Raw genomic sequence first — 25,039 nt, forward strand, 5'->3', positions numbered from 1 at the left:
CATGGCGACCCCGAAGATCGTGCTGTTCTACCGGTTCACGCCGCTCGCCGACCCCGAGGCGATCCGGCTGTGGCAGCAGACCCTCGCGGCGTCGAACAACCTGACCGGCCGAATCCTGATCTCCGAGCACGGGATCAACGCGACCGCCGGCGGCGATATCGCGGACGTCAAGCGGTACGTGCGCGGAACCCGCTCGTACGCACCGTTCAAGGACGCCGACATCAAGTGGTCCGACGGCACCGGGGACGACTTCCCGCGGCTGTCGGTGAAGGTCCGCCCGGAGATCGTCACGTTCGGTGCCCCGGACGAGCTGAAGGTCGACGCGGACGGAGTGGTCGGCGGTGGGGTCCACCTCTCGCCCAACGAACTCCACGAGCTCGTCGGGCAGCGCGGGGACGACGTCGTGTTCTTCGACGGCCGCAACAAGTTCGAGGCCGAGATCGGGCGCTTCCGGAACGCGGTCGTGCCCGACGTCGCGACCACTCGGGACTTCATCGCCGAGCTCGACAGCGGCCGGTACGACCACCTCAAGTCCAAGCCCGTCGTCACCTACTGCACCGGTGGCGTCCGGTGCGAGGTGCTGTCCGCGCTGATGCGCAACCGCGGGTTCGAGGAGGTCTACCAGATCGACGGGGGCATCGTCCGCTACGGCGAGGCCTTCGGCGACGAGGGCCTGTGGGACGGTTCGCTGTACGTCTTCGACAAGCGGATGAACCACCAGTTCACCGGCAACGCAGTCACTCTCGGCACCTGCACGCTGTGCCAGGCCCCGACGTCGCGGTACCGCAACTATCCGGACACGGGCGGACGCGAGCTCACGCTCGTGTGCGAGTCCTGCGTGCCCGACGCCTGATCGCCCGACGATGGCACGTGCGCCCCTGCCGGTGCGAGGCGGTCTCGGCCCCGACCGGATCCGGATGCCCGCCGGTCCGGTCTCACCGACCATCGTCGAGTTCCTGACGACCTACCATCCCGATGAGGACTGGGCAGGGCGGATCGCCGCCCGCGAGGTCGTCGACGAACACGGGCGGGCCGTCGACGACGGCACCGGCTACCAGCCGACCCGGTTCGTGTACTTCTACCGGGAGCCGGCGCCGGAGGTTCCGGTGCCGTTCGACATCGACGTCCTGCACCACGCGGGCGGGCTGGTCGTCGTCGACAAGCCGCACTTCCTGTCGACGATTCCGCGTGGGGCGCACATCCGGGAGACGGTCGTCGTGCGCCTGCGGCGGGACCTGGACCTGCCCGATCTGGTCCCGGTGCACCGTCTGGACCGGATGACGGCGGGGGTGCTGCTGTGCACGGCCGATCCCGCACTGCGCCGGCCGTACCAGGAGATGTTCGAACGTCAGCGGGTGCGCAAGGTGTACGAGGCGATCGCGCCGTTCCGCGGCGACGTCGAGTTCCCGCGGACCGTCCGCAGCCGGATCCGTAAGGTGCACGGCGAACTCACCGCGTACGAGGAAGCGGGAGAGCCGAATTCGGAGACACTCATCGAGGTCGTCGAGCAGTGTGGTGAACTCGCCCGCTACCGCCTGCACCCGCGGACCGGCCGAACCCACCAGCTGCGACTGCACCTGAACTCGCTCGGGGCCCCGATCGTGGGAGACAACTTCTACCCGCAGTTCCGGCGCCGCGAGCCCGGCGACTTCACCGACCCGCTGCGGCTGCTGGCCCGGAGCCTCGAGTTCGACGATCCGCTCACCGGTGAGACCAGGCGATTCGAGAGCCGACGCGTCCTGGAGTACTGAGTGCGGGCGGCTCACCGCCACGTGAGACAATCGATACCCGTGAAGACCTTCGAATCCCTGTTCGCCGAGCTGACCGAGCGCGCCGCCTCCCGCCCCGAGGGATCCGGCACCGTTGCCGCGCTGGACGCAGGTGTCCATGCGCAGGGCAAGAAGGTGCTCGAGGAGGCCGGCGAGGTCTGGATCGCCGCCGAACACGAGACCGACGAAGCGCTCGCCGAAGAAATCTCTCAGCTGCTCTACTGGGTCCAGGTTCTGATGGTGGGCAAGGGGCTCAAGCTCGAAGACGTGTACCGACATCTGTGATCGCCGCACCGAGCCACTGACACCCCTGGGTTCCTGATACCCATCCCCGGAAGGACCACCCCACATGCTGCGCGTCGCAGTACCCAACAAGGGATCGCTCTCCGAGTCCGCGAGCCAGATCCTGGCCGAGGCCGGCTACCGTCGCCGCACCGATTCGCGTGACCTGACGGTCCTCGATCCGACCAACAATGTCGAGTTCTTCTTCCTGCGGCCCAAGGACATTGCGATCTACGTCGGCTCGGGCGAGCTGGACCTCGGCATCACCGGCCGCGACCTCGCGCTCGACTCCGGTGCCCCCGTCGACGAGCGTCTCGCGCTCGGCTTCGGCGGCTCCTCGTTCCGCTACGCGGCACCCGCGGGCAAGGACTGGAGCGTCGAGGACCTCGGCGGCCTGCGCATCGCGACGTCGTACCCGAACCTGGTGCGCACCGACCTGGCGGCCCGCGGCCTCGAGGCCACCGTCATCCGGCTCGACGGCGCCGTGGAGATCTCCATCCAGCTGGGCGTCGCCGACGCCATCGCCGACGTCGTCGGCTCCGGCCGGACGCTGCGTCAGCACAACCTCGTCGCGTTCGGCGATTCGCTGTGCGACTCGGAGGGCGTGCTGATCGAGCGTCAGGGCTCGGACCGCACCGACAAGGCCCGCAACCAGCTGATCGCCCGTGTGCAGGGCGTCGTCTTCGCGCAGCAGTACCTGATGCTCGACTACGACTGCCCCAAGACGGCGCTCGACGAGGCCGTCAAGGTCACGCCGGGACTCGAGTCGCCCACGCTCTCGCCGCTCGCGGACGAGAGCTGGGTCGCGGTGCGGGCGATGGTGCCGCGCAAGGGGCACAACGCGGTCATGGACCGGCTGGCCGACCTGGGCGCGAAGGCGATCCTCGCCTCCGACATCCGGTCCTGCCGCGCGTTCTGACGCAACACTTCCGAGTACGCCGACGGCGGTGGCCCCTTCCCAGGGGTCACCGCCGTCGGCGTACTCGGGTCTAGCGGGCGCGAACCTGGACGGTCTGGTTGATCCGTCCCACCGCGCCGGTCTCGTCGTAGATCACGCCGGCGCACATACCGACGCCGTCCGGGCCGTACGACGTCTCGGACGAGAGTCCGATCCATTCGCCGTCCGGCTCCCGGAACAGATGGACGGTCAGATCGGTGTTCAGGAAGGTCCACTCGCGCGGGTGGATCTTGGCGCCGACGCCGTTGGAGACGTCGACGACGGTGAACAGTCGCTGAATCGGGCTCAGCGACTCACCCTCGACCAGAACGGGATTGGGGCGCGCCCACACCTGGCCGGGGCCCTCGCAGCCGATCTCAGCGAGCCAGCGCCAGTCCAGGCTCGTCACGAAACCGCTGCCCCAGAACGGTCCGCCCATCTCGATCTCGTGGGCCTCGGACAGCGGGCGCAGCGGCGCGTCGGCGGTGTGCGCGACGGCCTCGGTGTCGACGGTCTCCATCCGCCACGCGGTACCTCGGGCGACAGCACGGGCGGTGCCGTCAGGTCCCGCGGCCCACAGTTCGGCGACGACCAGCTCGACGCGCCGGCCCGGGCGCTCGACCCACGAGCGCACCTCGATGTCGCTGATCGGGATGGGGCCGAGGATCTCGATCACGACGCGGGTCAGGCGGGCGTCGGGCCGGGCGTTGCAGCGCTCGAGCGCACGGACCAGCAGTGCCGAGGGCGGGGCGCCGTGCTGCATCGTGTCGGCCCAAGTGCTGGCGGTCAGCGGTGTGGACGCGAACCTCTCGACGCCGTCATCCGCGCTTCCGAGCGGTACGTAGTAGGCCAGATCGCTCACTCGACTATCTCCTCGAACTCCGAACTCTCCTCCGAGGGGACGTCCGGCCAGCCCGGATACGGGGGCGGTGTCCCTCCGAAGGCCGGGCAACGGGTCTTATGGTCGCACCAGTCACACAACCGACCCGGATTGGGGCGGAAGTCACCTGCGGTGCCGGCGTCCGTGATCGCCTGCCAGATCGCCGACAGCGTGCGGCCGAACCGCAACAGCTCGGCCTCGTCCGGTTCGTACGTGAGCGTCTGCCCGTCCCCGAGATAGAGCAGCTGCAGGCGCGCCGGGACGACGCCGCGGGTCCGCAACAGCACGAGCGCGTAGAACTTCATCTGGAACAGCGCCTTGGACTCGCTCAGCTCCCACGGCGCCCGGCCCGTCTTGTAGTCGACGACGCGGATCAGGCCGGTGGGGGAGACATCGACGCGGTCGACGAACCCGCGCAGGAGCACCCCGTCGTCGAGTTCCGTCTCGACGCGCAGTTCGCAGGACTCCGGATCGAAGCGCGTCGGATCCTCGAGCCGGTAGTAGTTCGAGATCAGCCTCCGGGCGTCGGTCAGGAACTGCCCGCGGTCGCCGGGGCCGATCAGGTCGGCGAGTTCCGGCGCGTCGGCGAGCACTCGCTCCCAGGCCGGTTCGACGAGTTCCTTCGCCCGGTCGGACACCCGGTCACCGGCGGGCAGCGCGAACAGTGCCTCCAGCGCGGCATGCACGACAGTTCCCCTGACCTGCGCCTTCGACGGGGTCTCGGGGAGCCGGTCGATCGCTCGGAAGCGGTACAGCAGAGGGCATTGTTTGAAATCGCTCGCCCGCGACGGCGACAGCGCGAGCCGACGGGGACGCCCCCTGACATGCTCCTGATCGGCGCCTTCGCCGTCGGGGGCAGGGTGCATCGGAACGCTCACGGTCACACCTGGCAGGCTATGCGCTGGGTCCGACACGGCGTCGGGCACGGTTGACGACAGGAGTGGGCGCGAGATGGCATCAGGCGGACTGGGACGTAGCGGACCGTTTCAGGTCGGTGATCGCGTCCAACTCACCGATGCCAAGGGCAGGAAGTACACGGTGGTCCTGGAAGCCGGCAAGGAGTTCCACACGCACCGCGGCGGAATCCAGCACGACTCGCTGATCGGAACCGACGAGGGCAGCGTCGTCACTTCCACCAACGGCACCCCGTACCTGGCGCTGCGGCCGCTCCTGACCGACTACGTGCTCTCGATGCCGCGCGGCGCGCAGGTGATCTACCCCAAGGACGCCGCGCAGATCGTCCACGAGGGCGACGTCTTCCCCGGTGCCCGGGTCCTCGAGGCGGGCGCCGGTTCCGGTGCCCTGACGTGCTCGCTGCTGCGGGCCGTCGGACCGACCGGACGGGTCACGTCCTACGAGGTGCGTGAGGACCACGCCGAGCACGCCGTCCGCAACGTCGAGACGTTCTTCGGCGAACGCCCCGACAACTGGGATCTCACGATCGCCGACCTCGCCGAGTACGACGCCGACGTCGACGGCAAGGTCGACCGCGTCGTGCTGGACATGCTGGCGCCGTGGGACGTGCTGCCGGCGGTGTCGAAGGCTCTGGTTCCGGGTGGCGTCCTGGTGGTCTACGTCGCGACCACGACGCAGCTGTCCAAGGTCGTCGAGGCGATGCGCGAGCAGGAGTGCTGGACCGAACCCCGCTCGTGGGAGTCGATCGTGCGCGGCTGGCACGTCGTCGGTCTCGCGGTGCGCCCGGAGCACCGCATGCAGGGACACACGGCGTTCCTCGTCACGGCCCGACGGCTCGCCGAAGGCACCGTCACCCCCAAGCCGCAGCGTCGCCCCAGCAAGGGCTGACCGCTCACCCGAAGTACGAAGAGGGCCTGTCGCGCGGTTCGCGCGACAGGCCCTCTTCGTACTTGTTCAGTCGATCAGGAGCAGGACAGCTTGCCCATGCCGAAGATCTCGCACGTGCTCGCGTCGGAGATCACCCACTTGCCGTCCTTCTGGACGAAGGTGACGGGCACGGGGGCGCCGCCGTGCGGGCCGGCGATCTGCGCGGTCGCGACGACGGTGTCGCCGTCGACCTCGACCTCGTTGACCGTCGCGGTCAGCGGGTAGCCCGCGAGGACGCCGTTGAACTGTCCCACGACGGCCGCGCGCTGCTCGCCGTTCTCGATGACCGCAGTCTTCTGCTCGACGGTGGTCGCCGGATCGAAGAACGTGGTGAGCTCCTCCTGCAGCACTTCCTTCGCCGGCGCTGCCACGGTGGATCCCGAAGTCGTCGTGGCGGAGGCGGCCGCGGACGTCGTGGAGGAGGTCGTGTCCGACGAATCGTCCGAGCTGCACGCAGTCATTCCGAGGGCGGCGACCAGCACGCCGGCGGCGACGAGGGATTTGCGGATGAACACCGTGAGGCCTTTCGGTTCGGGGGCACGATCGGGCTCGACCGGCCTTTAGAAAGGCAAGGCTAACATGGGTACCTGAGTCGGCTTCGGGCGTCACGGTTCGTCGGCGGCTGTGTCTCGGATCAGTTCGAGCCCGTGTCACACCCCGCTTTGCTCGCGCTGCCGGTAGCGTTGATGGATCGGACTGGGAGGAGCTGCACATGAACCCGACAGAGAATCCGGACCCGGTTGCGGCGGCGCGTGAACTCGACGCGCTGCGGGCAGAGTCGGCGGCGCTCCGCAGGCAACTCGCGGAATCCCCCGAGCAGTTGCGCGAACTCGAGTCCCGAGTGGATTCGCTGACCATCCGCAACGGCAAACTGATGGACACCCTCAAAGAGGCCCGGCAGCAGCTCATCGCCCTCCGCGAGGAGGTCGACCGGCTCGGCCAGCCGCCCAGCGGCTACGGAGTCCTGCTCGCCGTCCACGAGGATCAGACCGTCGACGTGTTCACGTCCGGGCGCAAGATGCGCCTGACGTGCTCGCCGAACATCGAGACGGACACGCTCCGGATGGGCCAGACGGTCCGCCTCAACGAGGCGCTCACGATCGTAGAGGCCACGAGGTTCGAGAGCGTCGGCGAGATCTGCGCTCTGCGTGAGGTTCTCGACGACGGGCAGCGTGCGCTGGTCGTGGGTCACGCGGACGAGGAGCGGGTCGTGTGGCTCGCGGCCCCGCTCGCGGAGATCGCCGAGGAAGACGACGTCAAGGATCCGGATTCCCCGTCGCGCCGGCTGCGTCCCGGCGATTCGCTCCTGGTCGACACGAAGGCCGGTTACGCGTTCGAGCGCATTCCCAAGGCCGAGGTCGAGGACCTCGTGCTCGAGGAGGTCCCGGACGTCGGTTACAACGACATCGGCGGTCTGGGCCGGCAGATCGAACAGATCCGCGACGCGGTCGAGTTGCCGTTCCTCCACAAGGACCTGTTCCACGAGTACGCGCTGCGCCCGCCCAAGGGTGTGCTGCTCTACGGTCCGCCGGGCTGCGGCAAGACGCTCATCGCCAAGGCAGTGGCCAACTCGCTCGCCAAGAAGATCGCCGAGGCCCGCGGTGAGGACAGCAAGGAGGCAAAGTCCTACTTCCTCAACATCAAGGGCCCCGAGCTGCTCAACAAGTTCGTCGGCGAGACCGAGCGGCACATTCGGATGATCTTCCAGCGGGCCCGCGAGAAGGCGTCCGAGGGCACCCCGGTGATCGTGTTCTTCGACGAGATGGACTCGATCTTCCGCACCCGCGGGTCGGGCGTCTCGTCGGACGTCGAGACGACCGTCGTCCCGCAGCTGCTCAGCGAGATCGACGGCGTCGAGGGACTCGAGAACGTCATCGTGATCGGTGCGTCCAATCGTGAGGACATGATCGACCCCGCGATCCTGCGACCGGGACGACTCGACGTGAAGATCAAGATCGAACGGCCGGACGCCGAGTCCGCGCAAGACATCTTCTCGAAGTACCTCACCGAGACGCTGCCGCTGCACGCCGACGATCTCGCGGAGTTCAACGGCGATCGCGCGGCGTGCGTGAAGACGATGATCGAGCGGGTCGTGGACCGGATGTACGCGGAGAGCGACGACAACCGGTTCCTGGAGGTCACCTACGCCAACGGTGACAAGGAGGTCCTGTTCTTCAAGGACTTCAACTCCGGCGCCATGATCCAGAACATCGTGGACCGGTCGAAGAAGTACGCGATCAAGGCCGTGCTCGAGACCGGTTCGCCCGGCCTGCGGGTGCAGCACGTGTTCGATTCGATCGTCGACGAGTTCTCGGAGAACGAGGACCTGCCGAACACCACCAACCCGGACGACTGGGCCCGGATCTCCGGCAAGAAGGGCGAGCGGATCGTCTACATCCGCACGCTGGTCACCGGCAAGAACGCCAGCGCCAGCCGCGCCATCGACACCGAGTCGAACACGGGCCAGTACCTCTAGGTCCGGTCTCTGCCGAGGTAGTCGGCCAGCAGGGCCCGCGTGTCCGGTACGAACGGCCACGCCGGGTCCTGCAGGTGTGCCTGCAGGTCGTGTTCGGTCCACCACCAGCCGTCGGTGATTTCGCTGGGCTGGTGGTGGATCGGTCCGTCGTAGCGGGCCTCGAACGCGAAGAGGTGACAGCGCAGCGGGGCCCCGTTCCAGGTTCCGTCCCACGCGATCCGGGAGATCGGGGTCAGTTCGACGCCGGTGACGCCCAGTTCCTCCGCGAGCTCGCGTCGTGCGGTCTGCTCCGGCGTCTCGCCCGGATCGACGACACCGCCGGCCAGGCAGTCGTGCATGCTCGCGAACACTGCCTTCTGGGGTGTCCGGCGGTGGACGTAGATGCGGGAGCCGTCGAGCGAGCGCAGCAGCACGCCCGCACTGGCATGCCACAGCCCCTCGGCGTACACGCGCGAGCGTGGCGCCGTGCCGATCGGTTCACCCTGCGCGTCGTAGACGGCGACGACCTCGTCCATACGACCATCGTCGCACCGCGCGCGGGGAGTCCGATCATCGCTGTCGACGATGTGGTCCGTCGCCGCCCCGCAGACGCACGATCGCCGATGCGGTCCCGGCGACGGTCCGATCCCGGTCGCCGGTGAGCGTGGTGAGTACCTCGGCGGCCGCGGTTCCGGGAACCTCCGCGAGCGCCTGGGTGATTCGCAGGCGGGTGGGGGCGTCGTCGGTGGCGTCGAGGGCGTTCCGGATCATCCGGACGACGTCGTCGGGCTCCGGTGTGATCTCGGCCAGTTTCCCCAGCACCTCGGCGGCCTCGACATCCGACCGGCCCTCGACGATCATCGCAACGAGAGCGGGCATCGAATCGGTGCCGCCCCGCGCGCCCAGGGCCAGCGCGGCGCGGCCGCGGACCGTCGTGTCCGGATCGTCGAGCGCGTGTGTCAGCAGTGCGGTTGCCTCCGAGGTGCGGACGGACGCGATCGCGGCGATCGCGCGCCGGCGGACCTGGACCGACTCGGAGTCGAGACCGGCGGCCAGATCCGCGAGTCCGTGACCCGCGACCCGCGCCAGCGACCACTGCAGCGCCCCGGCCACATTCGGGTTGTCCTCCGCCAACGCTGCCTCGACCAGTGCCGAGACGGGCAGCGACGCCTCGGAGCCCTGGGACAGGACCGCCTGCTGACGGCGGCCCGCCGACTCGGACTCGAGGGCGTGCAGCAGGCCGACGATGCGCAGCACGTCGTCCCACTGCGCCGGTGCCGCGGCGTCGACGCGCTCGAGTTTGGCGAGCAGTTCCTCCTTGGCGGCGATCCGTCGGCGGGTGTGCCGGATGAGGTCGCCGACCAGATCGGCCGGCGCGAAATCGCGCTCGTCGAGTGCCCGTTTGGTGTCCTCCAGCGACAGGCCGAGGGTCCGCAGGCTCTCGACGTGGAAGAGCCGTCGGATGTCGTCGGCGGAGTACTCGCGGTACCCACCGGACGTCCGCCCGGTGGGTGTCACCAGCCCCAACGCGTCGTAGTGGCGCAGCATGCGAGCACTGACGCCGGAGCGCTGGGAGACCTCACCGATCAACATGCCTGCTCCTCGCCGCTAAGTGTCCCGGCCGGTGGCCGCGACGCGCCTGGCCAGCTCGACCGAGACGTCGAATCCGCTGTCCGGATCGCGATGGAGACGCAGCGTGGCCTCGGCGTGCCCACGCACGTACGGCTCGCGGTCCGCCGTTGCCACCTCGAGCACGGGTAGCGCGTCATCCCCGAGTGCCACGAGCGCTCGGCTGAGACTGAGCTGCCGGTCCCGGTCGCCGCGTCCGAGTTCGATCGCGAACTCCGCGGCGAGGGCGGCCTCGTCGCCGTCCGGCACGAGCGCGACGGCGGCCCGCCAGGCGCTGCGGGCTACGTCGTCGTGCTCGTCGTGCAGCAGGACGCGAACGGCGGGCCACGCGCTCCGGTCCCCGATCTTGGACAGCGTGTGCAGTGCCTGACTGCGCGCCTGTGTGGTGTCGGACCGGAGTTCGTGCACCAGGAGCGGGACCGTGACCTCCGCGGGCAGCCGGCACAACGCCCAGGTCAGCATGTCGCGGACGTAGAAATCCGGTTCGACGGCGCACCGGGCGACGAGGGACCCCACAGAGTGGGGATCGCCTTCGGTGCCGATGGTGAGCGCCGCCCGTAGCCGCTCCGACGGATCCGGCGCCCCGAGGGCATCGACGAGGCGGGCAGCAGACCCGCCGTGGTTCGTGGTGTTCACGACAACCACCTCCTTCGCCGACCATTCGAATCCTTGTCACTGTGTCAGGGTCAAGCGCCGATGTCAGGTAGGCGGTCCGAGGTGGCGATACGCTGACACGGACGAGAGGTGGTGACGCCGTGCCCCTTCCACGTTCACTCGCGCGGGCCAACCGGGTGGGACTCAATCGGGTCGTCGTCCACGTCGCGGGGCGAGTTCCCGGCTTCGCGCTGATGCACCACCGTGGTCGACGCTCCGGCCGGCAGTACACGACCCCGGTCAACGCGTTTCGGATCGGAAACGGCTACCGATTCGCCCTGACCTACGGCAACGACAGCGACTGGGCGCGCAACGTCCTCGCGGCGGGGGAGTGCGAGATCACCGTTCGGGGTCGAGCGGTGCACCTCGTCGATCCCCGTCTCGAGAAGGATCGGAGCGCGCGGTGGGCCCCGGGTCCGGTGGCGATGGTGCTGCGCCGAATCGGTGCGGACACGTACCTGCAGTGCCGGATCGACGAGCCCCGATGACGATCGCGACCGCCGTCGTGCGGTTGCGGACGCGTCGAACGATCTAGGCTCGTGCCATGCAGCGGATCATCGGTATCGAGGTCGAGTACGGCATCTCTTCGCCCGGAGAGCCTTCGGCGAACCCGATTCTGACCTCCACCCAGGCGGTCCTGGCGTATGCGGCGGCCGCCGGAGTTCCGCGCGCCAAGCGCACCCGCTGGGACTACGAGGTCGAGTCGCCGTTGCGGGACGCGCGTGGATTCGACCTCGGTCGGCTCAACGGCCCCGCGCCTGTGATCGACGCGGACGAGGTCGGCGCGGCCAACATGATCCTCACCAACGGTGCGCGCCTGTACGTCGATCACGCGCATCCCGAGTACTCGGCACCCGAGGTCACCGACCCGATCGACGCCGTCATCTGGGACAAGGCGGGAGAGCGGGTGATGGAGGCCGCGGCCCGGCACGCCTCGAGCGTTCCCGGTGCGCCCCGATTGCAGCTCTACAAGAACAACGTCGACGGCAAGGGTGCGTCGTACGGCACCCACGAGAACTACCTGATGTCCCGGGAGACGCCGTTCTCCGCGGTGATCGCGGGCCTCTCGCCGTTCTTCGCCTCCCGGCAGGTGATCTGCGGTTCGGGCCGCGTCGGTATCGGCCAGTCCGGGGACGAAGCCGGTTTCCAGCTCTCGCAGCGCGCCGACTACATCGAGGTGGAGGTCGGACTCGAGACGACGCTCAAGCGCGGCATCATCAATACCCGCGACGAGCCGCACGCGGACGCCGACAAGTACCGCCGGCTGCACGTCATCATCGGCGACGCCAACCTCGCGGAGATGTCCACCTACCTCAAGGTCGGTACGACGGCGCTGGTGCTCGACCTCATCGAGGCGGGCATCGATCTGACCGATCTGCAGCTCGCGCGCCCGGTCACGGCCGTCCACCGCATCAGCCACGACCCGACCCTGCGGGCAACCGTCGCGCTCGCGGACGGGCGCGAGCTGACGGGCCTTGCCCTGCAGCGGATCTACCTCGACCGCGTCGCGAAGTTCGTCGATCGTGAGGGCAACGACGATCCGCGGGTGGCCGACATCATCGACAAGTGGGCGATGGTGCTGGACCTGCTCGAACGCGACCCGATGGAATGCGCGCACCTGCTGGACTGGCCGGCCAAACTCCGCCTGCTCGAGGGATTCCGGAGTCGTGAGGGGCTGGCGTGGTCGGCGCCGCGCCTGCACATGATCGACCTGCAGTACTCCGACGTCCGGCTCGAGAAGGGCCTGTACAACCGACTGGTCGCGCGGGGATCCATGGAGCGCCTGGTCTCGGAGCAGCAGGTGCTCGATGCCGTGCACAATCCACCGACGGACACCCGTGCGTTCTTCCGGGGCGAGTGCCTGCGACGTTTCGGCGCCGACATCGCCGCGGCCAGCTGGGATTCGGTGATCTTCGATCTCGGTGGCGAATCGCTCGTCCGGATCCCGACGCTCGAGCCGCTCCGCGGCAGCCGCGCTCACGTCGGAAAGCTGCTCGACTCGGTGGATTCGGCCGCTGAGCTGGTGGCGCAGCTTACGAACTGATCACGCCGACAAATCGCGCTGCGCGCTTGCGGCCCCACGGTCACTGTCGGTCGGTAGGGTTAGGGTCCGAGCAGGACGGACCGCCGGAGGGATTGCTCCGGCGGCACCGCGGTGAAGAGGAGGTCGGTGGCTATGGCCCAGGAGCAGACCAAGCGCGCTGGTGGCGGCGACGACGACGATGCCCCGATCGGCGAGGGCGCAGCCGGGCAGGAACGGCGCGAGAAGCTCGCGGAGGACACCGACGATCTGCTCGACGAGATCGACGACGTGCTCGAGGAGAACGCCGAGGACTTCGTGCGCGCATACGTCCAGAAGGGCGGCCAGTGACGGCCGGTCGTGCAGGGGTGCCGTCGACTGCAGGCGGCCTCGGTGCTGGACTCGGAGCGGGGTTCGCCTCGAACCTGTCCTCCTTCACCGAGCACCTGCGCCTCCATGCGCCGGAGATGCTGCCGGGTAATCGAATCGACATGAGCCGCAACGGTTCGGACGGGGACATCGCGCCGCACGGCACCACGATCGTCGCGTTGACGTTCGCGGGTGGTGTCGTGATCGCCGGTGACCGGCGCGCGACGATGGGCAACCTGATCGCCAGCCGGGACGTCGAGAAGGTGTTCGTCACCGACGACTACTCGGCGGCGGGCATCGCCGGCACCGCGGGTGTGGCGATCGAACTGGTCCGGTTGTTCGCTGTCGAACTCGAGCATTACGAGAAGATCGAGGGCGTCCAACTCACGTTCGACGGCAAGGCCAACAGGCTGTCGTCGATGGTGCGCGGCAATCTCGGTGCGGCGATGCAGGGCCTCGCTGTGGTGCCGCTGCTCGTCGGCTACGACCTGGACGCGTCCGACTCGGAGCGGGCGGGCCGAATCGTGTCCTACGACGTCGTCGGTGGACGGTACGAGGAGCGGGCCGGGTACCACGCGGTCGGCTCCGGATCGTTGTTCGCGAAGTCCTCGCTCAAGAAGCTCTATCGCGAAGGCGTCGACGAGGACTCGGCGCTGCGGATGGCGATCGAGGCGCTGTACGACGCCGCCGATGACGATTCCGCCACCGGCGGGCCGGACCTGGTGCGCTCGATCTATCCGACGGCGGTGTCCATCACGTCGGCGGGCGCGGTGAGCGTGCCGGCGGATCGGACCGCAGAACTGGCTCGCGCGGTCGTCGCCGACCGCACAGAGGAAGGACGCACCCCGCGATGACGCTGCCGTATTACGCCTCCGCCGAGCAGATCATGCGCGATCGCTCGGAGTTGGCGCGCAAGGGAATCGCGCGCGGCCGCAGTGTCATCGTGCTCACGTTCGCCGACGGCGTCCTGTTCGTGGCGGAGAATCCGTCCACGGCGCTGCACAAGGTCAGCGAGCTGTACGACCGGCTGGGGTTCGCCGCGGTAGGCAAGTACAACGAGTTCGAGAACCTGCGTCGCGCGGGCATCGTGCACGCGGACATGCGTGGCTACTCCTACGACCGGCGCGACGTGACCGGTCGTTCGCTGGCCAACGGGTACGCCCAGACTCTCGGCACGATCTTCACGGAGCAGCCCAAGCCGTACGAGGTGGAGATCTGCGTCGCCGAGGTGGGCCCGCACGGTGCCCCGCCGCAGGCGCAGCTGTACCGGATCACGTACGACGGGTCGATCGTCGACGAACAGCAGTTCGTCGTGATGGGCGGCACCACCGAACCGATCGCGACGGCGCTGCGGGAGTCGTACCGCCCGGATATGGACCTGGCCGCGGCGGTCGCGGTGGCGGTCACAGCCCTCCGGGACGGAACCCCTTCAGGCAATGGCGATTCCGAAAGGCGGGCCATAGGCGTGTCGGGTCTCGAGGTGGCGGTCCTGGACCAGTCCCGTCCGCGTCGGGCCTTCCGGCGGATCACCGGTGCGGCGCTCGAGCCGTTGTTGCCGGCACCCGGCACTCCGAAGAAGTCCGAATCGAACGAAAGCGGCGAGCCCGGCGATACCCCCGAGTCCGGGGATACCGCCGGATCCGACTAGAGCTGCCGGTAGAGCACCACACGCTGGGGTTCACTGCGGAACTCGAAACGGCGACCGTCGGCGACCACCTCGCCGTCGGTCGCCAACGCGACTGGATCGCCGTCGATCTCGACCGACACCGACGGCGTATTGCGGTGCACGTAGGTACGTGACGTGCCGAGGGTTCCGGTAAGGGCTGCCGCGACCAGACGCGACCGCGAGAACCTGTGGTCTGCGAGCAGATATCGCACGTCGAGGGTGCCGCGGTGGATCTCCGGCCGCGACATAGGCACCTGGTCGGCGGGGGAGTAGCGGCCGTTTCCGACGAACAGCATCCAGATGGCGTGCTCGGCTCCGTCGATCGTGACCTTCAGGGGCTGCGCGGACTTCAGCACCCTGACCATCGCGAGTGCCGCAGCCGGCCACTTGCCGAGCCGCGGCTGCCAGCGGTCGCGCAGGCGCACGGAGTCCGGGTATCCGCCCAGGCTCGCGGTGTTCACGAAGGGCGCCTCCTGGCCGCCGTCCACTCGGATCCGGCCGAGATCGACCAACTCGGCGCTGCCGTCGGCGATCGCAGACGCCGTCGAGGCGACGTCGCCGACACCGGCGTCGCGGGCGAAATGGTTGAGCGTGCCGCCCGGAAAGACCGCGAGCGGAAGATCGTGCCGGACGGCGGCCTCGGCGACGGTCACGACCGTGCCGTCGCCCCCACACACCCCGAGCGCCTTGGGTGACTGTGAGGCCACGATCTCGTCGATCTGGGCACCGAAGTCCCGGTCGGCGTCGAACTCGACTGTCCGAGCCCTGGGGAGACTGTCCTCGACTTCGGCGCGGACGGCGTCGTCGTCGCTACCGGACCCAGGGTTGACGAACACGACCAGGCCGTCGCCTTCGACCAGCGCCTGCGTGGTGCGATCAGGGCCCAGCGTCGCCGGTTCCTCGTCCCGGACCGCCCACCACCGCCGCGTCGCCACTGCCACCGCGGCCCCGACGCCGACACCGACCACGATGTCGGACGGCCAGTGCACGCCGGTGTGCACCCGCGAGTACGCGACCGCCGCGGCGAGCGGTGCGAGCGCGGCGCCGACGGCGGGGTATTCGAGCCCGACCCCGGTGGCGAACGCCGCCGCGGAGGCGGAGTGGCCGGACGGGAACGACGACGAACGCGGTGCGGTCAATCCCCGGCGAACAGCGAATTCCGGTGTCCCGGCGGGCGGCCGACGTCGTGGGAACACGGGTTTGAGGACCGCATTCGACAGCGCGCTCGCGCCTGCCACTGCCAGGATTCCGCGGACGGCGGCCCGGCGGGCGCGACCTCCCGCGAGGCCCATGCCTGCCGCGACCCCCATCCAGAGGACGCTGTGGTTCGCGGTGTTGCTCAGTGCGCGCAGTCCGCCGTCGAGTCGCGAAGGGGGCAGATCGGTGCTGAGGCGCATGAGTATCCGGTCGGTACGTTCGGGGAAACATCTCACTTCGGCCACGTTCCCACCCTAGGGCCGCGAGGCTGTTCGCGAACGGCAAGGCAAACGCGTTCGGCGCTGTACTGTCGAAGTGTGCAGCGACGAATCATGGGAATTGAGACCGAGTTCGGTGTCACCTGCACCTTTCACGGTCATCGACGGCTGAGTCCGGACGAGGTTGCCCGCTACCTCTTCCGGCGGGTGGTCTCGTGGGGCCGCAGTTCCAATGTCTTCCTCCGCAACGGAGCGCGTCTGTATCTCGATGTCGGTTCGCATCCCGAGTACGCGACCGCTGAGTGCGACAGCCTGCTCCAACTCGTCAACCACGATCGGGCAGGCGAACGCGTGCTCGAGGACCTCCTCGTCGACGCCGAACAGCGGCTGGCCGAGGAAGGCATCGGCGGAGACATCTATCTGTTCAAGAACAACACCGATTCGGCCGGCAACTCGTACGGATGCCACGAGAACTTCCTCGTGGTCCGGGCGGGCGAGTTCTCCCGGATCTCGGACGTGTTGCTGCCGTTCCTCGTGACCCGGCAGTTGATCTGCGGTGCGGGCAAGATCCTGCAGACGCCCAAGGCGGCGACGTTCTGCCTGTCTCAGCGTGCCGAACACATCTGGGAGGGCGTGTCGTCCGCGACCACGCGTTCGCGGCCGATCATCAACACCCGCGACGAGCCGCACGCGGATGCCGAGAAGTACCGGCGGCTCCACGTCATCGTCGGCGACTCGAACATGTCCGAGACCAGCACGATGCTCAAGGTCGGCACCGCGGCACTCGTCCTCGAGATGATCGAGGCAGGCGTTCCGTTCCGTGACTTCGCGCTGGACAACCCGATTCGGGCGATCCGCGAGGTGAGCCACGACCTGACGGGCCGGCGGCCGGTTCGGTTGGCCGGCGGCCGGCAGGCCAGTGCACTCGACATCCAGCGGGAGTACTACTCCCGGGCGGTCGATCATCTGCGGACCCGGGAGCGGGATCCGCAAGTCGACCAGGTGGTCGATCTGTGGGGCCGCACGCTCGACGCCGTCGAGAACCAGGATTTCGCGAAGGTCGACACCGAGATCGACTGGGTGATCAAGCGCAAGCTGTTCCAGCGCTACCAGGACAAGTACGGGATGGATCTGGCGGATCCGAAGATCGCTCAGCTGGACCTGGCGTACCACGACATCAAGCGTGGCCGCGGCGTGTTCGATCTGCTGCAGCGCAAGGGCCTGGCCAAGCGGGTGACCGAGGACGAGACGATCGAGGCGGCTGTGCAGACACCGCCGCAGACGACCCGCGCGAAGCTGCGAGGCGAGTTCATCGCCGCGGCCCAGGATGCCGGTCGCGATTTCACCGTCGACTGGGTGCATCTCAAGCTGAACGATCAGGCGCAGCGGACCGTGCTCTGCAAGGATCCCTTCCGATCGGTCGACGAGCGGGTCGAGAGGCTCATCGCGTCGATGTGAACGAAGCTGTCGTTTCGCCCTGGTAGGAATCCGGGCGAAACGACTGTTTTGTTACCGCCCGGTCGGCTTCGCGGCCGCTACTCTTCTCCGAGTGGCGACCACCAAAGTCGAGCGGCTGATGAATCTCGTCATCTGCCTGTTGTCGACGCGACAGTTCCTGACCGCCGAGAAGATTCGCGAAAGCGTCGTGGGGTACCACGAGTCGCCCAGCGACGAGGCGTTCAACCGGATGTTCGAACGGGACAAGAGCGAACTCCGGGATCTCGGCATTCCGCTCGAGACGGGTCCGGCAAACCGCTTCTCCACAGTCGAGGGCTATCGCATCAACCGCACGGCTTACGAACTGCCCGATGTGGACCTCGACAGCGGTGAGGCCGCGGCGGTGGCGGTTGCGGCCCGGCTGTGGGGCTCACCCGAACTGATGTCGACGTCCCAGAGCGCGATGATGAAGCTGCGAGCCGCGGGCGTCCAGGTCGACGCGGATGTCGACTCCGTTCCTGTCGCCGCGGTGCCCGCCCGAACCCGCGGGTCGGAATCGGCGTTGCGGCAGTTGCTCGAGGCGATCGATGCCGGCCGCAAGGTCACGTTCCGGCACCGGAGCGCGCCCACCGACCCGTACATCGACCGGACCGTCGAGCCCTGGGGCGTCGTGACCCTGCACGGTCGGTGGTACCTCGTGGGCCACGACGTCGACCGTGACGCGACCCGCACGTTCCGGCTGTCCAGGATCAGTGAACCGGTCGTTGCGGTGGGTCCGGCGAATGCGGTCCACAAGCCGGCCGACGCGGATCTGCGCGGCATCGTCGATGCCGTCACCGGCGCCGGTTCGGCGACCGGCACCGCGACGGTGTGGGTGGCTGCCGGCCACGCGTACGAACTGCGCCGGCTCGGAACCGTGCGGGCGGAGCGCGAACTCGGCGGCCGTGCCGGGGTGGTGCTCGACATCCCCGTCCGGTCCTGGGGCTGGACGGCCCGGCTCATCGCCGGCCACGGTCTGGACGCGCTGGTCCTCGCGCCGGACTCACTGCGCGCGCACGTCAAGGAGAAGCTGCGGTTCGCGGCGGGCGAGACGCCGGCAACCGACGAAGGGGGAGACGTCCGATGACAGCCGGACTGTCGCGGCTGGCGCGACTGCTGAACATGGTTCCGTACTTCATCGCGAATCCGGGGATCAGCAAGGAGGAGGCAGCGCGGGACCTCGGCCTGAGCGTCTCGAATCTGACGAAGGATCTGCAGCAGCTGTTCGTGTGCGGGTTGCCGGGCTACGGCCCCGGCGATCTGATCGACCTGTCCTTCGAGGGCGAGACCGTGTCGGTGATCTTCTCCGCGGGCATCGATCGGCCGTTGCGGCTGACGTCGACCGAGGCGACGGTCCTGCTGATCGCACTGCGCTCGCTGGCCGAGATGCCGGGGATGGTCGATCCGTCTGCGGCGCAGAGCGCCATCGCGAAGATCGAATCGGCCGCCGGCAGCGCGGCGCGACGAGAGGTCACCGGCGCCGACGACGACACGGCGGACAACGGAGATCGGACGGCTCGGGAGAACCCGGTGGCCGCGACCGTCCGCGACGCGCTGCAGCACGACCGCGCGCTCCGCCTGACGTACTACTCCGCGTCGCGGGACGCGCTCACCGAACGCGTAGTCGATCCGATCCGCTCGCTGCTCCTGGACGACCACACGTACCTGCAGGCGTGGTGCCGGCAGGCCGAGGGCGTGCGTCTGTTCCGGTTCGACCGGATCGACGCCGCGGTCGAGTTGGACGACCCGTCGGAGCCGCCCGCGCAGGCACTCGGCACCGACGAGCACCTCGAGTTGTTCAGTCCGGACGGTGATCTGCCCCAGGCGGTGCTGCAGGTCTCGGCCGACCACGGATGGATTCTCGAGAACTATCCGCTCGATCCCGTGCGGACGCTGCCGGACAGATCTGTCGAGGCGACCATGCGGTACGGCTCGCAGGAATGGATGGCGCGCCTCGTGCTGGGATTCGGGTCGGGCGCGCGCGTGGTCGGGCCCCCGGAATTGGTCGAGGCGGTTCGGCAGCGCGCGCGTGCGGCGCTGGAGGCGTACGACGCTCTCGACGCATGACATCCGCCACTCCGGTGGCGGTATTTCCGCGTCGTCCGATCGGCCGTTCGGCCACCGCGCAGGCGTCGGAAAGTGTAATTTCGGGTTGCTGCTTCGTTAACGGCATTGCCGGTTCTGCAGCAGTGGCTCCGGTTGGTTGTTACGTCACGGTGAACTGGACATTTACCGCAAGATCGACGCACACACGTCCGGTAGCATCGTTGGCATCTGATACCTGGAGGTAATTATGGGAGCCATGAGCCCCTGGCACTGGGCCATTGTGGCGCTGGTCGTCATCATCCTGTTCGGCTCGAAGAAGCTGCCCGATGCAGCTCGCGGACTCGGACGCTCGCTGCGCATCTTCAAGAGCGAGGTCAAGGAGATGCAGAACGAGGGCAACCAGACTCCGAACGCCGCGCCGCAGTCGCCCGCCGCACCCACCGGCCAGCTTCCGTCGGCGCCGGTCGACGCGACGGTCGTGGAGACGCCGCAGTCGCACACCGAGCCGAAGTCGGCCTAGTTCACGTACCACACACACCGGGGTGAGCAGCTCACCCCGGTGTCCGGCTGATCAAGGCTAGGGCCCACTGTGCGAATTCCGTTCGACCCGCGTCGCAGCAGGCGCAGGACAAATCCAGACGGCACGATGTCGCTCGTCGATCACCTGTACGAGCTTCGGACACGACTGCTGATCGCGGTCGCCGCGATCATCGTGACGACGATCATCGGCTTCGTCTGGTACTCGACCCGCATTCTCGGGATCGAGAGCCTCGGCGAACTCCTGCGGGGCCCGTACTGTTCCCTGCCCTCGTCGAGTCGGGCGGATCTCAGCACAGACGGCGCGTGCCGGTTGCTGGCAACCGGTCCGTTCGACCAGTTCATGTTGCGCTTCAAGGTCGCCATGACTGCCGGCATCGTCCTGGCGTGCCCGGTCTGGCTCTATCAGATCTGGCGTTTCGTCACCCCCGGCCTGTACTCCAAGGAACGCAAGTACGCGATCAGTTTCGTCATCGGCGCTTCGGTGCTGTTCATGGCCGGCGCGGTCCTCGCCTACGTGATCGTCGCCAAGGCGCTGCACTTCCTGATGACGATCGGCGACAACGTCCAGATCACCGCGCTGAGCGGTAACCAGTACTTCGGCTTCGTGATCAATCTGCTGATCATCTTCGGCGTCAGCTTCGAGATTCCGCTGCTCATCGTCGCGCTCAACGTCGTCGGTGTGCTGCCGTACGCCAAGCTCAAGGCGTGGCGCCGCGGCCTGATCATGGCGCTGTTCGTATTCGCCGCGGTCGCGACGCCGGGCCAGGATCCGTTCTCGATGCTGGCACTCGCCCTGGCGCTGACGGTTCTGTTCGAGATGGCCGTGCAGATCGCCAGGCTCAACGACAAGCGGAAGGCGCGCCGCGAAACCGAGAACTGGGGAGACCTGGACGACGAGGACGCCTCGTCGATCACGTCGCCGTCGCCGATCGACGGCACCGCCCCGGTCGAGGCGTCCGCCGCTCCGAAGACCGGCGCACAGGACTACTCGGACACGCTGTGACCACGAGTGATCGACTCGGCACCTTCACCTCCCAGCTGAGCTTCCCGCTCGACCCGTTCCAGCTCGAGGCGTGTGCCGCACTGGAGGCGGGGCACGGCGTGCTGGTGTGTGCGCCGACGGGTGCCGGCAAGACGGTCGTCGGCGAGTTCGCGGTGCACCTGGCGCTGGAGTCGGGCCGCAAGTGCTTCTACACGACGCCGATCAAGGCGCTAAGCAACCAGAAGTTCAACGAGCTCGCCGCGCGCTACGGCAGCGACGCGGTGGGCCTGCTGACCGGTGACACGAGCATCAACTCCGACGCTCCCGTGGTGGTCATGACCACCGAGGTGCTGCGGAACATGCTCTATGCGGATTCGCCGACGCTGCGTGGTCTGTCCCATGTGGTGATGGACGAGGTGCACTACCTCGCCGATCGGTTCCGCGGCGCGGTGTGGGAGGAAGTGATCCTGCACCTTCCCGAGGACGTCCGGCTGGTCAGTCTGTCCGCCACCGTGAGCAACGCCGAGGAGTTCGGCGCCTGGATGGAGACCGTCCGCGGCGACACGACGATCGTCGTCGACGAAACCCGGCCGATTCCGCTGTCGCAGCACATCCTCGTGGGGCGTCGGCTGTTCGATCTGTTCGACGCGAAGGCCGCCGCGGGCGCGAGTCACAAGGTGGTGGTGGACCCCGACCTGGCTCGGCACGTCAAACAGCGCCTCGCGCTCGACCGGATGAACTCGTGGGAGCCGCGTGGCCGTGGTGGCTACCGCTCGAGCGACTTCCGTCCACTGCCACGGCCCGAGGTGATCGCCCGCCTCGACGAGGAAGGCCTGCTGCCGGCGATCACCTTCATCTTCAGCCGCGCCGGTTGCGAGGCCGCTCTCGCACAGTGCGTCCGGTCGAAGCTGCGCCTGACGACACCGGAGCAGACCGAGCGGATCCGCGAGATCGTCGACAAGCACACGCGGCACCTGCCGCGCCCGGATCTCGAGGTGCTCGGCTACTGGGGTTGGCGGGAAGCACTCGAGCGTGGTTTCGCCGCCCATCACGCGGGAATGCTGCCGGCCTTCAAGGAGACCGTCGAGGAGTTGTTCGTCAACGGCCTGGTGCGAGCGGTGTTCGCCACCGAGACGTTGGCGCTGGGCATCAACATGCCCGCGCGGTCCGTCGTGCTCGAGCGGCTCGTCAAGTACAACGGCGACACCCACGCCGAGCTCACCCCCGGTGAGTACACGCAGCTGACGGGCCGGGCAGGTCGGCGCGGCATCGACGTCGAGGGACATGCTGTCGTGCTGTGGCAGCCCGGCATCGAGCCCACCGACGTCGCGGGCCTCGCATCGACCCGCACGTTCCCGCTGCGCAGTTCGTTCCGGCCGGGCTACAACATGTCGATCAATCTGGTCGACCGGATGGGCGCCGTGGAGTCCCGTGCGCTGCTCGAGCGTTCCTTCGCCCAGTTCCAGGCCGACAGGTCCGTGGTGGGCCTGACACGGGGGATCGAACGCAACGAGGCCGCTCTCACGGAACTGCGGGACAAGCTCGGTGGGGCAGACGGCGAGTACTTCGAGTACTTCCGGATCCGGGAACAGTTGCGCAGCCGCGAACGCATGCTCGAGCGGCAGGGCCGTGCCGATCGCCGTGGTGCGTCGGTGTCATCGTTGGTCGGCCTCCGGCGTGGCGACGTCGTCGCGATCCCCGTCGGCAAGCGTTCGGGACTCGCGGTCGTTCTCGAGCCCGATCAGAACCCGAACGACCCGCGACCCCTCGTGCTCACGGAGGACAAGTGGGCGGGCCGGGTCAGTGCCGCCGACTTCCCGGTGCCGGCGCGCTCCCTCGGACAGCTGCGCCTGCCGCGGCACGTCGATCACCGCACCGCGCGGGTGCGACGAGATCTGGCCTCGGCGCTCCGATCCACCGGCATCGTCCCGCCCCGCAAGCCCAAACGACTCAAGGGCGGGCGTGAGGACGGCGAGGTCGTGGCGCTCCGAAAGGCACTGCGGGATCATCCGTGCCACACGCGGCCGGACCGCGAGCAGCTGAGCCGGATCGGTGAGCGGTACAACCGCCTTGCACGCGAGACCGACACGATGCGGCAGAAGGCAGCCGCCACCACGAATTCGCTGGCCCGCACCTTCGACCGGATCGTCGCGCTTCTCACCGAGCGGGGCTTCATCGCAGGCGGCGCCGAACCGAAGGCGACGGAGGAGGGGCAGCGGCTCGCCCGGATCTACAGCGAGAGTGATCTGCTGGTGGCCGAGTGCCTGCGACGCGGTGCCTGGAACGGGCTGTCGCCCGCCGAGCTCGCCGGTGTCGTGTCCGCCGTTGTGTACGAGTCCCGCCAGGATGCGGAAGCTCCCGATCGTGGCCCGACCGTGCCGCTGCGGCAGGCACTCGCCGAGACCATGCGAGTGTGGGGTTCGCTGCAGGCCGACGAGATCCGGCACAAGCTTCCGGTCACCCGCGAACCGGATTCGGGCTTCGTCTCTGCCATCTACCGGTGGGCCAACGACGAACCGCTGGTCGACGTCCTCGTGGCCGCCGGTTCGGGCGGCAAGGAACTGGCTGCGGGTGACTTCGTGCGGTGGTGTCGTCAGGTGATCGACCTTCTGGACCAGGTCCACGCGACAGCGCCGGACCCTGCCGTCGCCAAGGCGGCCGCGCGCGCGATCGGGTCGATCCGCCGCGGAGTCGTCGCGATCTCCGCAGCCTGACTGCGTCCGTGTCCGTTCGGGCACTGGTGTTTCTCGGGTGTCCGTCGTTGACTGGTTCGTAGGGGCGCATCTCGCGCGTGCGCGTGAGTGGCGCCGGTGTCGGCGAGAGGAGAAGACGATGGACGGGAAGAACTGGTCGGTGGACATCGCCATCGACGAGCACGAGGCGCAGACCCGATCGACGGCCCGCCTGCACATGGTGGAGTCCACGATCGTGGGTGTCGGTCTGGCGCGACGGAATCCGGTCGATCGGAACGTGCCGTCGATCGGCGACGAGTTGGCGACCGCGCGTGCCCTGGCCGATCTTGCGCACCAATTGATCGACAGCACGGTCGGGGACATCGAGGCGGTGACCCACGCGAAGGCGCACCTGACGCAGTGAACCGGGCTGGATGGGCTCGGCAGCTCGACACGGACGGCGTGGGGCAATGTTCCGCGTCGTTCCCCGTAATGCGTAGTGTGGCAGTCGTCTCGCGCCTGGGGAGGGATTCGATCGGGGGATCGAGGAACGAGTTCCGGAGCTGGCGAGGCCTTCAGTGCGGCACAGATGGCCGCGGACCGGACACGAGGAGACGACATGAGCGGCCCGCACGGACCGAACGAATCGACCACGGGCTGGACACCTGACCGCGGTGCCGCCGAGGGCTCGGGCGCACCGGGGCCCACCGAGCAGTTCCCCAACTATGCGTACCCTGCCGACGTCCACGGCGCCGGCGCCTACCGTGGTCCCGAGCAGGGACAGTGGCAGCAGGGCCAGACCTGGGGACAGCCGCACCAGGGCGCGCCGAACCCCGTGCCGGGCCAGCAGTGGGGGCCGACACCGCAGGGCTGGCCGCAGCAGAATCCCGGCCAGCAGCAGTGGGGCGCTCCCGCCCCCGGCCAGCAGCAGTGGGGTCCCGGGAACCAGGGCATGCCTCCGGGATACCCGCAGCAGTTCGGCCAGCCGGGCAACCAGTGGGCACCGCAGCAGCCGGACCGGCAGCAGGGTGGCAAGAAGACGATGCTGTGGGTCGGGATCGGGGTCGGGGCGGTCGTCGTCGTGGGTCTGGTCGGATGGTTGCTGGCGTCCGCGCTCGGCGGGAAGACGCTCGACCAGCAGGCGGCGCAGCGCGGTGTCGAGCAGATCGTCACCGAGTCCTACGGCGCGCGTTCGGTGACCGGCGTCAGTTGCCCGTCGGGCCAGAAGGTCGAGAAGGGTGCGTCGTTCGAGTGCACCCTGACCGTCGACGGCTCGCCGAAGTCGGTGAAGGTCACCTTCACCGACGACGCGGGTACGTACGAGGTCAGCCGGCCCAGCTGACCCCGTACGGCGGGACTCAGGAGCGTTCGGTCGCCATCGCTGCGAGCAGGCGGGCGACCGAAC

26 protein-coding genes are annotated in these 25,039 nt (G+C 68.5%); 19 read left to right on the forward strand and 7 right to left on the reverse strand.

Features of this window, described 5'->3' with window-relative positions:
• The first annotated feature begins 1 nt into the window (after position 1).
• The 4 genes from trhO (at position 2) to hisG (ending at position 2,970) form a co-directional block, all read left to right on the forward strand.
• Positions 2 to 853, forward strand: a complete 852-nt coding sequence (trhO, locus tag LCL87_RS19200; protein ID WP_225022600.1) for an oxygen-dependent tRNA uridine(34) hydroxylase TrhO — start codon at positions 2 to 4, stop codon at positions 851 to 853.
• A gap of 10 nt (positions 854 to 863) precedes the next feature.
• Complete coding sequence (locus LCL87_RS19205; RefSeq protein WP_225022602.1) at positions 864 to 1,751, forward strand: pseudouridine synthase; 888 nt, start codon at positions 864 to 866, stop codon at positions 1,749 to 1,751.
• 21 nt (positions 1,752 to 1,772) lie between these two features.
• A complete protein-coding gene (locus tag LCL87_RS19210) occupies positions 1,773 to 2,054 on the forward strand; it encodes a phosphoribosyl-ATP diphosphatase (RefSeq protein WP_172504527.1) in 282 nt (93 codons plus the stop codon).
• A 64-nt stretch (positions 2,055 to 2,118) separates the two neighbouring features.
• Entirely contained in the window at positions 2,119 to 2,970 is an 852-nt protein-coding gene (hisG, locus tag LCL87_RS19215; protein ID WP_225022604.1) for an ATP phosphoribosyltransferase, read from the forward strand.
• Positions 2,971 to 3,040: 70 nt separating this feature from the next.
• Here the strand turns inward: hisG and LCL87_RS19220 are convergent, their stop codons facing one another.
• A complete protein-coding gene (locus LCL87_RS19220) occupies positions 3,041 to 3,850 on the reverse strand; it encodes a thioesterase family protein (RefSeq protein WP_225022606.1) in 810 nt (269 codons plus the stop codon).
• Positions 3,847 to 4,746 (reverse strand): RecB family exonuclease, encoded by a 900-nt coding sequence (locus LCL87_RS19225; protein ID WP_225022675.1) that lies wholly within the window; start codon positions 4,744 to 4,746, stop codon positions 3,847 to 3,849. Before LCL87_RS19225 ends, LCL87_RS19220 begins: the two co-directional genes overlap by 4 nt.
• 73 nt (positions 4,747 to 4,819) lie before the next feature.
• On the opposite strand from LCL87_RS19225, the gene LCL87_RS19230 reads away from it, so the two are divergent.
• A complete protein-coding gene (locus LCL87_RS19230) occupies positions 4,820 to 5,671 on the forward strand; it encodes a tRNA (adenine-N1)-methyltransferase (protein ID WP_510850807.1) in 852 nt (283 codons plus the stop codon).
• A 74-nt stretch (positions 5,672 to 5,745) separates the two neighbouring features.
• On the opposite strand, the gene LCL87_RS19235 is transcribed toward LCL87_RS19230, so the two are convergent.
• Positions 5,746 to 6,225: a WKL family lipoprotein gene (locus LCL87_RS19235; RefSeq protein WP_225022608.1), complete on the reverse strand. Its 480-nt coding sequence runs from the start codon at positions 6,223 to 6,225 to the stop codon at positions 5,746 to 5,748.
• Between the two features lie 197 nt (positions 6,226 to 6,422).
• On the opposite strand from LCL87_RS19235, the gene arc reads away from it, so the two are divergent.
• Entirely contained in the window at positions 6,423 to 8,186 is a 1,764-nt protein-coding gene (gene arc / locus LCL87_RS19240; RefSeq protein ID WP_225022610.1) for a proteasome ATPase, read from the forward strand.
• Here the strand turns inward: arc and LCL87_RS19245 are convergent.
• From LCL87_RS19245 to LCL87_RS19255, 3 genes are read right to left on the reverse strand one after another with little or no spacing between them, the layout of a single operon-like run.
• The gene (locus LCL87_RS19245) at positions 8,183 to 8,701 is read right to left on the reverse strand and encodes an NUDIX domain-containing protein (RefSeq protein WP_225022611.1); all 519 of its coding nucleotides are present in this window, start codon (positions 8,699 to 8,701) and stop codon (positions 8,183 to 8,185) included. The two genes, arc and LCL87_RS19245, sit on opposite strands and share 4 nt — an antisense overlap.
• A 34-nt stretch (positions 8,702 to 8,735) precedes the next feature.
• Positions 8,736 to 9,758 (reverse strand): HEAT repeat domain-containing protein, encoded by a 1,023-nt coding sequence (locus LCL87_RS19250; RefSeq protein WP_225022613.1) that lies wholly within the window; start codon positions 9,756 to 9,758, stop codon positions 8,736 to 8,738.
• A gap of 15 nt (positions 9,759 to 9,773) precedes the next feature.
• Positions 9,774 to 10,430 carry a HEAT repeat domain-containing protein gene (locus tag LCL87_RS19255; RefSeq protein ID WP_225022615.1) on the reverse strand — a complete coding sequence of 219 codons (657 nt, stop codon included), beginning with the start codon at positions 10,428 to 10,430 and terminating at the stop codon, positions 9,774 to 9,776.
• 119 nt (positions 10,431 to 10,549) lie between these two features.
• Between LCL87_RS19255 and LCL87_RS19260 the strand changes: the two genes are divergently transcribed.
• The 5 genes from LCL87_RS19260 to prcA all read left to right on the forward strand — a co-directional run bounded on the left by LCL87_RS19260 (position 10,550) and on the right by prcA (position 14,485).
• On the forward strand, positions 10,550 to 10,936 hold the full coding sequence (locus tag LCL87_RS19260) for a nitroreductase family deazaflavin-dependent oxidoreductase (RefSeq protein WP_225022617.1): 387 nt from the start codon (positions 10,550 to 10,552) through the stop codon (positions 10,934 to 10,936).
• A 56-nt stretch (positions 10,937 to 10,992) separates the two neighbouring features.
• The gene (dop, locus tag LCL87_RS19265; protein ID WP_225022619.1) at positions 10,993 to 12,492 is read left to right on the forward strand and encodes a depupylase/deamidase Dop; all 1,500 of its coding nucleotides are present in this window, start codon (positions 10,993 to 10,995) and stop codon (positions 12,490 to 12,492) included.
• A gap of 132 nt (positions 12,493 to 12,624) precedes the next feature.
• The gene (locus LCL87_RS19270) at positions 12,625 to 12,819 is read left to right on the forward strand and encodes a ubiquitin-like protein Pup (protein WP_005513229.1); all 195 of its coding nucleotides are present in this window, start codon (positions 12,625 to 12,627) and stop codon (positions 12,817 to 12,819) included.
• Between the two features lie 116 nt (positions 12,820 to 12,935).
• Entirely contained in the window at positions 12,936 to 13,691 is a 756-nt protein-coding gene (gene prcB / locus LCL87_RS19275; RefSeq protein ID WP_225022679.1) for a proteasome subunit beta, read from the forward strand.
• Positions 13,688 to 14,485 carry a proteasome subunit alpha gene (prcA, locus tag LCL87_RS19280; RefSeq protein ID WP_225022623.1) on the forward strand — a complete coding sequence of 266 codons (798 nt, stop codon included), beginning with the start codon at positions 13,688 to 13,690 and terminating at the stop codon, positions 14,483 to 14,485. The genes prcB and prcA overlap by 4 nt, the downstream gene beginning before the upstream one ends.
• Here prcA and LCL87_RS19285 read toward each other — a convergent pair.
• On the reverse strand, positions 14,482 to 15,900 hold the full coding sequence (locus LCL87_RS19285; RefSeq protein ID WP_225022681.1) for a bifunctional phosphatase PAP2/diacylglycerol kinase family protein: 1,419 nt from the start codon (positions 15,898 to 15,900) through the stop codon (positions 14,482 to 14,484). The two genes, prcA and LCL87_RS19285, sit on opposite strands and share 4 nt — an antisense overlap.
• Before the next feature lie 117 nt (positions 15,901 to 16,017).
• Here LCL87_RS19285 and pafA point away from each other — a divergent pair, with 117 nt between their 5' ends.
• From pafA to LCL87_RS19325, 8 genes are all read left to right on the forward strand, one after another.
• The gene (gene pafA, locus LCL87_RS19290; RefSeq protein WP_225022626.1) at positions 16,018 to 17,376 is read left to right on the forward strand and encodes a Pup--protein ligase; all 1,359 of its coding nucleotides are present in this window, start codon (positions 16,018 to 16,020) and stop codon (positions 17,374 to 17,376) included.
• Positions 17,377 to 17,467: 91 nt separating this feature from the next.
• Positions 17,468 to 18,481, forward strand: coding sequence for a WYL domain-containing protein (locus LCL87_RS19295; RefSeq protein WP_225022628.1), 1,014 nt, complete (start codon positions 17,468 to 17,470; stop codon positions 18,479 to 18,481).
• Positions 18,478 to 19,461 carry a helix-turn-helix transcriptional regulator gene (locus LCL87_RS19300; protein WP_225022630.1) on the forward strand — a complete coding sequence of 328 codons (984 nt, stop codon included), beginning with the start codon at positions 18,478 to 18,480 and terminating at the stop codon, positions 19,459 to 19,461. The genes LCL87_RS19295 and LCL87_RS19300 overlap by 4 nt, the downstream gene beginning before the upstream one ends.
• A gap of 226 nt (positions 19,462 to 19,687) precedes the next feature.
• Complete coding sequence (gene tatA, locus LCL87_RS19305) at positions 19,688 to 19,960, forward strand: Sec-independent protein translocase subunit TatA (protein ID WP_225022639.1); 273 nt, start codon at positions 19,688 to 19,690, stop codon at positions 19,958 to 19,960.
• A gap of 69 nt (positions 19,961 to 20,029) precedes the next feature.
• A complete protein-coding gene (tatC, locus tag LCL87_RS19310) occupies positions 20,030 to 20,983 on the forward strand; it encodes a twin-arginine translocase subunit TatC (protein WP_225022641.1) in 954 nt (317 codons plus the stop codon).
• Positions 20,980 to 23,676, forward strand: a complete 2,697-nt coding sequence (locus LCL87_RS19315; protein ID WP_225022643.1) for a DEAD/DEAH box helicase — start codon at positions 20,980 to 20,982, stop codon at positions 23,674 to 23,676. The genes tatC and LCL87_RS19315 overlap by 4 nt, the downstream gene beginning before the upstream one ends.
• 118 nt (positions 23,677 to 23,794) lie before the next feature.
• The gene (locus LCL87_RS19320) at positions 23,795 to 24,058 is read left to right on the forward strand and encodes a DUF1876 domain-containing protein (RefSeq protein ID WP_225022645.1); all 264 of its coding nucleotides are present in this window, start codon (positions 23,795 to 23,797) and stop codon (positions 24,056 to 24,058) included.
• 195 nt (positions 24,059 to 24,253) lie between these two features.
• A complete protein-coding gene (locus tag LCL87_RS19325; protein ID WP_225022647.1) occupies positions 24,254 to 24,976 on the forward strand; it encodes a DUF4333 domain-containing protein in 723 nt (240 codons plus the stop codon).
• Positions 24,977 to 25,039: the final 63 nt, after the last annotated feature.

It is taken from the genome of Prescottella equi (assembly GCF_020171745.1).
Lineage (GTDB): Bacteria > Actinomycetota > Actinomycetes > Mycobacteriales > Mycobacteriaceae > Prescottella > Prescottella equi_A.